This is a genomic window from Streptomyces hygroscopicus subsp. hygroscopicus (assembly GCF_001553455.1).
In the GTDB taxonomy this organism is placed as follows: domain Bacteria; phylum Actinomycetota; class Actinomycetes; order Streptomycetales; family Streptomycetaceae; genus Streptomyces; species Streptomyces hygroscopicus.
In genome coordinates this window covers 21,759-28,774 of sequence record NZ_BBOX01000084.1, presented here as the reverse complement: position 1 = coordinate 28,774, position 7,016 = coordinate 21,759, and the positions used below count along the sequence as shown (strand labels likewise).

6 protein-coding genes and 1 pseudogene are annotated in these 7,016 nt (G+C 72.3%); 2 read left to right on the top strand and 5 right to left on the bottom strand.

From position 1 onward, the window contains the following. Positions 1 to 50: 50 nt before the first annotated feature. From AXW62_RS09590 to AXW62_RS09580, 3 genes and pseudogenes are all read right to left on the bottom strand, one after another. A complete protein-coding gene (locus AXW62_RS09590; protein WP_060944125.1) occupies positions 51 to 1,352 on the bottom strand; it encodes a magnesium transporter MgtE N-terminal domain-containing protein in 1,302 nt (433 codons plus the stop codon). Between the two features lie 628 nt (positions 1,353 to 1,980). Next, the gene (locus AXW62_RS47045; protein ID WP_174556369.1) at positions 1,981 to 2,487 is read right to left on the bottom strand and encodes an MFS transporter; all 507 of its coding nucleotides are present in this window, start codon (positions 2,485 to 2,487) and stop codon (positions 1,981 to 1,983) included. Next, a pseudogene (locus AXW62_RS09580) lies at positions 2,466 to 2,702 on the bottom strand (hypothetical protein); the annotation flags it as partial. The gene AXW62_RS47045 and the pseudogene AXW62_RS09580, both read right to left, overlap by 22 nt. A 56-nt stretch (positions 2,703 to 2,758) precedes the next feature. Between AXW62_RS09580 and AXW62_RS09575 the strand changes: the two are divergent. Then, the gene (locus tag AXW62_RS09575; protein WP_060944123.1) at positions 2,759 to 3,520 is read left to right on the top strand and encodes a class I SAM-dependent methyltransferase; all 762 of its coding nucleotides are present in this window, start codon (positions 2,759 to 2,761) and stop codon (positions 3,518 to 3,520) included. Positions 3,521 to 3,770: 250 nt separating this feature from the next. On the opposite strand, the gene AXW62_RS09570 is transcribed toward AXW62_RS09575, so the two are convergent. Further along, on the bottom strand, positions 3,771 to 4,181 hold the full coding sequence (locus AXW62_RS09570) for a RidA family protein (RefSeq protein ID WP_060944129.1): 411 nt from the start codon (positions 4,179 to 4,181) through the stop codon (positions 3,771 to 3,773). Between the two features lie 268 nt (positions 4,182 to 4,449). Between AXW62_RS09570 and AXW62_RS09565 the strand changes: the two genes are divergently transcribed. Then, entirely contained in the window at positions 4,450 to 5,028 is a 579-nt protein-coding gene (locus tag AXW62_RS09565; protein ID WP_252368555.1) for an HD domain-containing protein, read from the top strand. A gap of 197 nt (positions 5,029 to 5,225) precedes the next feature. Here the strand turns inward: AXW62_RS09565 and AXW62_RS09560 are convergent, their stop codons facing one another. Next, complete coding sequence (locus AXW62_RS09560; RefSeq protein ID WP_060944128.1) at positions 5,226 to 6,644, bottom strand: purine-cytosine permease family protein; 1,419 nt, start codon at positions 6,642 to 6,644, stop codon at positions 5,226 to 5,228. Positions 6,645 to 7,016 lie beyond the last annotated feature (372 nt).

Below are 7,016 nucleotides of genomic sequence, written 5' to 3'. Positions count from 1 at the left end.
GTCCGGGGGCTGGGGGTGGTCGGCTCCGTCGGCGGGCCGGTCGTCTCCGCTCATGATCCGGGCGGCGTGTCGTGCGGGACATCTCCGGGCCCGGGCTCCGCCACGCGATGTGCGGGGTGCGGTGCGGGCTCGCGCCGGCGCCAGTCCTGCGGGATGACCATGTCCAGGACGTCGTCGACCGTGATGACGCCCAGGACGCGGTCCTCGTCGTCGGCCACCGCGACGGTGAGCAGGTTGTAGTCGGTCATCAGCAGGGCGACGTCCTCGACGTCCGTGTCCGGCCCGGCCCGGACCGGATCGCGATCCGCCACGTCCTCCAGCCGCGCGGCTGGGTCGGCCTGCAGCAACTCCACGAGGGTGACCACACCGAGCAGCCGCCGCTCCTCCCCGACCAGGTACACGCTGGTCAGTGCCTCGGGCTGCAGGGTGCGGGCCTCGCCTGCCGCCCGCAGCGCCTCCGCCACGGTGCTGCTGGCCGCCATGGTCAGGACATCGAGCGCCATGAGCCCCCCGGCGCTGGAGGGGTTGAAACCCATGAGCGTCAGCACCTTGGTGCGCTGCCCGGCGGGGAGCGCGTCCAGGACCGGCCGGCGTCGGCTCTGCGGGAGGTCGTTGATGGCGTCCGCCGCGTCGTCGGCGCGCATCCGGGCGATCACCTGGGCGATCTCGGTGTCGCTGCGCTCGCGCAGCAGGCGGGTCTGCGAGTCCGGCTCCAGCTCCTCGAACACATCGGCCTCGAGCTCGGGGTCGGCGTGAACGGTCTGCAGGATCTCGTGCGACTCGGTGCGGTTGGCGTCCTCCAGCAGATCCGCGATGTCCGCGGGCTTGAGCCGGCCCAGGCGGGCGAACGGCCCGCGTACCCGGGCGGAGCGGGCGTGGCCGATCAACGGCTCGAAGGACTTCCAGTCCCGCCAGTCGGGCCGTGCGGCATGACCGGCGAGGACACCCCAGAAGCGCGGCGGTCTCCGCGTGTCCAGGCAGGTCAGCACCCATCCGTCCGGGCGCTGCCGCAACTCGATGTCGTACGCCCTCACCAGCTCGGCGTCGGCGACGTCGATGACCCGGTGGCCCAACACGTCCGCCCGCAGCAGCACCTCGCCCTCGCGCCGCTCGAAGTGGCGCAGGTCCACCCGCGGGCTGGCCAGGGTGATCTTCTCTGCGCCCAGGTCGGCGACCTGCTCGGCGGGCAGGAAGACCTCGCGTCCGGCCACGCGTGCGACCAGCCCGGTGACCAGCGGATAGTCCCGCCCCCGCAGCCGCACGATGACATCGGCGAGCCTTCCCACCACCTCGCCGTCGCCCCCGACCAACGGTCGGCGCAGTAGCTGAGCAAGATATACGGCACGTTCCACACCTTCACGCTAGACATATCTGTGCCAATGAGGGCAGAAGGTGCGGTGGGGCGTCGATGTGTCGGGAGAGGCCGGCCAGGTCCGCGCCACGGCCCGGTCACCGGGACGACCGCGCTGGGGTCCGCCTCCGGCGCTGTCGCACAGGCTGTGCGCGCGGTGCTCCCTGACCGCGCACAGGTGTGGATGCGTGGTGCTCTCCCGGACAGGGCGCACAGGTTGGGTGTGTGGTGCTCTCCCGGATCGCGCGCACAGGTTGCGTGCCTGGCGCTCCTGGACCGCGCGCACGGCCCGGGAGCACCAAGGCGCCGGGTCAGGCGGCGGAGGGCTGGGGCGTGCGCGCGGACGCGGTGAGCCGTCCGGGGCGGGCGAGAGCGGCGACGGCCCCCCGCACAGCCGGCCCCGGTCGCCGCCAGGGTGAGCCACATCAGCCACGTCGCGCCGCGGGCGTGGACGTGGTCCCACAGGGCCCCGCACGCCAGGGTCCCCAGCGTGATGCCCAGACCGGAGACGGTGTTGGAGAAGCCGTAGTGGGTGGCCACCAGCTTCTGCCCGGACAGCGCGACGACGGTGTCCATCTCGAAGGGATAGGCCACCGCGCCGGCTGCGGCGAGGAGCGCGACCGCGGCCATCAGCGCTCCCGGCACCGCCAGGGTGGACGACGAGGGGGCCAGAGCCAGGGGGAGGGAAGCGGTACCCATCCCGGCGAGACCGGCGATGAGAGCCCGCTGGGGGTGAAGCGGCGCTTGGCCCAGCCGGTCAGCCGCAGTTGTCCGGCCACCGCGACGCCTGCGGAGACGACGAACAGCCCGTCGGTGGCCTTCGTGCCGTCCGCGCCCAGGGCGGCATCGGCGGCGAGGGGGAGGGCGAGGTAGACCTGGATGGTCAGCAGGTAGGAGCCGGTCATCGCCACCGAGAACGGCAGGAACGGCCGGTTCGCCGCCACCTGGCGCCACTGCGCCCACACCCCGCCGGCGGCGGGCCCGGCCCGGCGGTCCCCGGGGGCTGCGCCGTAACCCCGGGGGAGGGCGCGGGCCTGCAGCACGCTCAGGGCGGCGAAGATCGCCGCCGCCACCGTACACACCAACCGGAAGTCGGCCGCCGGCAGCGCCGGCCTCACCAGCGGGCCGAGCACCATCCCGGCCCGGTAGTACACGTTGAACGTCGCGATGCCGGGGCCGCTCCGGCATGCCGCGAGCGTCCGATGACGACGGCCGCCGCCTGCTGCATCCGCAGCGCCTCCCGGCCGAGCGTCGCGGTGCCGTCCTCGGTGAGCCGGTAGTAGCGGCGCGCCCGCCCGTCCACGATCTCCTCATGGCCGGCGGCCACCAGCCCGGCCCGGAGACACTCTTCCTCAAGGACCGGCCGAAAACAGTCGCCCCCTGGGGCTGAGCCGGGACAATCCACGCATGGCACGAACGTTTGAGGACCTGGTGACGGAGGCGGAGTCGGCTCCGGTGGACGGCTGGGACTTCTCCTGGCTGCGGGGGCGCGCCACCGAGCAGCGCCCGTCGTGGGGCTACCAGCGCATGATGGGTGAGCGAATGGCGCGGGCCTCGGCCGCGCTGGACATCCAGACGGGTGGCGGGGAAGTACTGGCCGGTGTGCCGGAACTGCCGCCGCTGGCGGTGGCCACGGAGTCCTGGCCGCCGAACGTGTCCAAGGCCACCCGGCTGCTGCACCCCCGGGGCGTGGCGGTCGTCGCCGATGAGGACGAGCCGCCGCTGCCGTTCGCCGACAAAGCCTTCGACCTGGTGGTCAGCCGGCACCCGGTGACCGTGTGGTGGGAGGAGGTCGCCCGGGTGCTCCGGCCGGGCGGCGCATACTTCTCGCAGCAGGTAGGCCCCGCCAGCGTCTTCGAACTGGTCGAGTACTTCCTCGGCCCACAGCCGGAGGAGGTGCGCCGCAGACGGCATCCCGACGACGCCCGTCGGGCCGCCGAGGCCGCCGGGCTGGAGGTCGTGGATCTGCGCTCGGAGTCCCTGCGCGTCGAATTCTCCGACATCGGCGCGGTGATCTACTTCCTGCGCAAGGTGATCTGGATGGTGCCGGGCTTCACCGTCGGCCAGTACCGAGACCGGCTGCACCAGCTGCACCAGCAGATCCAGCGCGAGGGGCCGTTCATCGCCCACGCCGCGCGCTTCCTCATCGAGGCCCGCAAGCCCGCCTGACACCGGCCGACCGCGACCCCTCACGCTGCCCCGTCCTGCCCCATCGGTCCCGTCCCACCAGCCGCGCCGCTCGAGGACCCGCGGGCCGAGGCCGTACGGCGGCCAAGGCCCCGCGGGCCGAAGACGCGCGGCTCGTCGCCGAGCCGGGTAGCGACGTGGCCCGGTTGGGCGGGCGGCATGCCGCTGCCGGCACCCCGCATCGCGTGACTCCGGCCCAGACACGTTCGGCCGCTGGTGTCACGGGGACCCCTCACGAATCGAGCACGGCGGCGACGGCCTCGATCTCGACGAGCTGGTCCTTGTAGCCGAGCACCGTGACACCCATCAGAGTGCTGGGGACGTCATGGTCGGCGAACGAGTCCCGGACCACCTCCCAGGCGGCCACCAGATCCTCCCGCCGGGCCGATGCGACGAGGACCCGTGTACTGATGACGTCCTGGAGTGACGCGCCGGAGGCAGCCAGAGCAGCCTGCATGTTCTCGACGGCCTTCAACGCCTGCCCCGCGTAGTCTCCGATCGCCGCCGTCGAGCCGTCGTCGTTCAGGGGACACGCCCCGGCAAGGAAGATCAGGCGGGACTCGGCGGGAGCAGTGGCCGCATAGGCGTACTCGGCGACATCGGACAAGGAAGCGGAGCGGATCAGAGTGACGGCACGAGCCACGGTCGTCGGGTCCTTTCCCATCGGGTGTGAGCGCGGACATCCTGCCAGCGGCCCGTTGATACCCGCCTTCCCTTTTCCCCCGGCCCCACAGCAACGCGCCGTTGTTTCTGGTCGGATGGTGTACGGCGGGGGTGGGCGGCCCCCGACCACCGGACGGGTAACCACTCGGCCGACCAACGCTTCGACTTCACCATCACGCTGGTGCTCGACGGCCTCGCGCGCCGCTGAGACCACCCGCGCGAGCGCGCCGGAGCGGCGCGGCCCTGCCGTGGGCCGTGGCGGCCGCGGTGCCGGCATCGCGCACCTGCGCTCCAGGCCGCCTCGGCGGCCGGACCGGACCCCGTGGTGGTGGCACCCTGACGGCCGAGAGGCGCACACCGTCGTCGGCCGCGACTACCACGACGACCTGCTGTTCGCCGCCTGCGCCATGCACGACCTCGGTGTGGCGTCGGACGGCCCGCACAACCAGCGGTTCGAGGTCGAAGGGGCTGACCGCGCCGCTGCTCTCCTCCTCGAACGCGGGGTGCCCGCGGCGGACGCCGACGAGGTCTGGCAGGCGATCGCCCTGCACACTTCTCCGGGCATCGCGGAACGCCGCGGAACGCTGTGCGTGCTCGTCCGCGAAGGCGTCGGGCTCGACTTCGGCGGCCCGCTCGGAGCCCATCACATCGACGCCGTCACCGACGAGCAGGCCGACGCCATCCACCATGCCTATCCCCGGCTGGAGATGGCCCGCTCACTCACCGACGCGATCGTCGCGCAGGCCGCCAAGGATCCGAGGAACGCACCGCGCTACTCCATTCCCGGCGAATTCCTCCGCGAGCGCGGGAAATTCGGCCAAACCTGACTGGAGCACGCCTGCCGTTCGTCTCGGTGGGGCAGCTGACGTTCCCCCAATCCACGACCCGGTGAGCGCGGAAAGGAACTCATCGCGGTGACCGTCCGCCCCGTCGCCGCCACTGCGCGCCGGCACGGCTGCCACGTCGAGGTTCCGCCGGCGCGCACCGGGTTCCTCGGGGCCGGGCAGCGCCTCGCCAACGCCCCCTACCCTGCTTGGTCGATCACCGGCTCCGGGGCGGTGCGGGACGGGTCGGCGGTCGTGGGGGAGGCCGGTGCCGTACGGGCACGGCGGGAGCCCAGGGCCGCGAAGAGCACGGCCGGAACCACCAGACCGACGAGCCACGAGATGTCGGCACCGCCGAGCGGAGCCACCAGGGGGCCGGTGTAGAAGCTGGTGGACAGGAACGGGAACTGGGCGGCGAGACCCACGCCGTAGACCAGCAGGGCGTCCCAGCGCCAGCCGCCGTAACGGCCGTGGGGATCGCTCAGGGCCGGCAGGTCGTACCGCTCCTTGGAGAGCAGGTAGTAGTCCACCAGGTTGATCGCCGACCACGGGGTGAAGAACGTCAGCAGGAACAGCAGGAAGTCGGCGAAGGAGTCGAGGAACGACGTGCGCCCCGCGAGCGCCACGGCCGTGCCCGCGACCATGATGCCCAGGATGTAGGCGGTACGACCGCGCTGCGACAGCACCCGCTGGCCGCGGAACCCGCTGACGCTGGTCACCAGGGACATGAATCCGCCGTAGGTGTTGAGCACGTTCACCGTCAGCTTGCCCAGCGCGATGACGAAGTACAGGAAGGACGCCACCAGACCGGTGCCGCCCAGGCCCACCACGTAGCCGACCTGGTCGTCCACGAAGGCCGTACCGGCGGTGGCCGCGACCAGCACACCGAAGCTCATCGACCACTGGGCGCCCAGTACCGAGCCGGCCAGGGTCCAGCCGAACGTGGCCCGTGCGGACGTGGTGCGCGGCAGATAGCGGGAGTAGTCCGCCACGTACGGCCCGAACGCCAGCTGCCACGACGCGGACAGGGACATGGCCAGCAGGAACATCGGCAGCGTGAAGTGGTGCTGGTGCGCGAGGTGCGCGAGGTCCGCTCGTTCCAGCAGGCGCGCACCCAGGTAGACGAAGGCCAGCGCGCACACCACGCTGGCCACCCGGCCCAGGGCGTGGATCACCCGGTAGCCCACGGTCGCCATGACGCCGGTCACCAGGGCGAAGACGACGATGCCGGGCACGGGGCCGAGGTGCGTCAGCTTGCCGACCGCCTGGCCGGCGAGCACGGAGCCGCTGGCGAAGAACCCGATGTACATCACGACCACCAGGACCAGCGGTACGACCGCCCCGCGCACCCCGAACTGTGCCCGCGAGGAGATCATCTGCGGCAGCCCCAGCCGGGGCCCCTGCGCCGAGTGCAGGGCCATGACCGCCCCGCCCAGCAGATTGCCGGCCAGCAGTCCCACCACGGACCAGACCACGTCACCGCCGAAGACGACGGCGAGCGCCCCGGTCACGACCGTGGTGATCTGAAGGTTGGCCCCGAGCCAGAGGGTGAACTGCGAGAACGCCGTCCCATGGCGCTCCTCGTCGGGGATGACGTCGATGGAACGCCGTTCGACCATGGCCTGTGCCACCACGTGCTCCGTCCTGCCGTTCCTCGGCGGGGTCCGGCACGCCAGAGCCGGGGCCGTGCCACCGCCTGTATATGCCTATGCAGGGTTCCTCTTCTCTGAATGGATTGCAATACCCTCCGGTGAATCGGTGGTTAAGAAGACCTCACGGCCCCTCCGCGACGGGACCCGACAGCCCCATCCGGCGGACCGACCGCGCGGACCGACCGCGCGGCTCGGTATCACGGCTCGGCTCCGCCTGGGGCCTCCCGCCCCGGCGCGGCCACCGGCCCGGGGCCTTCGGGCGCGCCGCCACGGGTTCGGGACGACGTCGCGGGTTCGGGACGACGTCGCGGGTTCGGGACGACGTCGCGGGTGCGCGGC

Excerpts from the sequence above, each read along its gene's own strand:
- AXW62_RS47045 (WP_174556369.1), bottom strand. The coding sequence starts at position 2,487 with ATGGTGCTCGGCCCGCTGGTGAGGCCGGCGCTGCCGGCGGCCGACTTC.
- AXW62_RS09575 (WP_060944123.1), top strand. The coding sequence starts at position 2,759 with ATGGCACGAACGTTTGAGGACCTGGTGACGGAGGCGGAGTCGGCTCCG.
- AXW62_RS09560 (WP_060944128.1), bottom strand. The coding sequence starts at position 6,644 with ATGGTCGAACGGCGTTCCATCGACGTCATCCCCGACGAGGAGCGCCAT.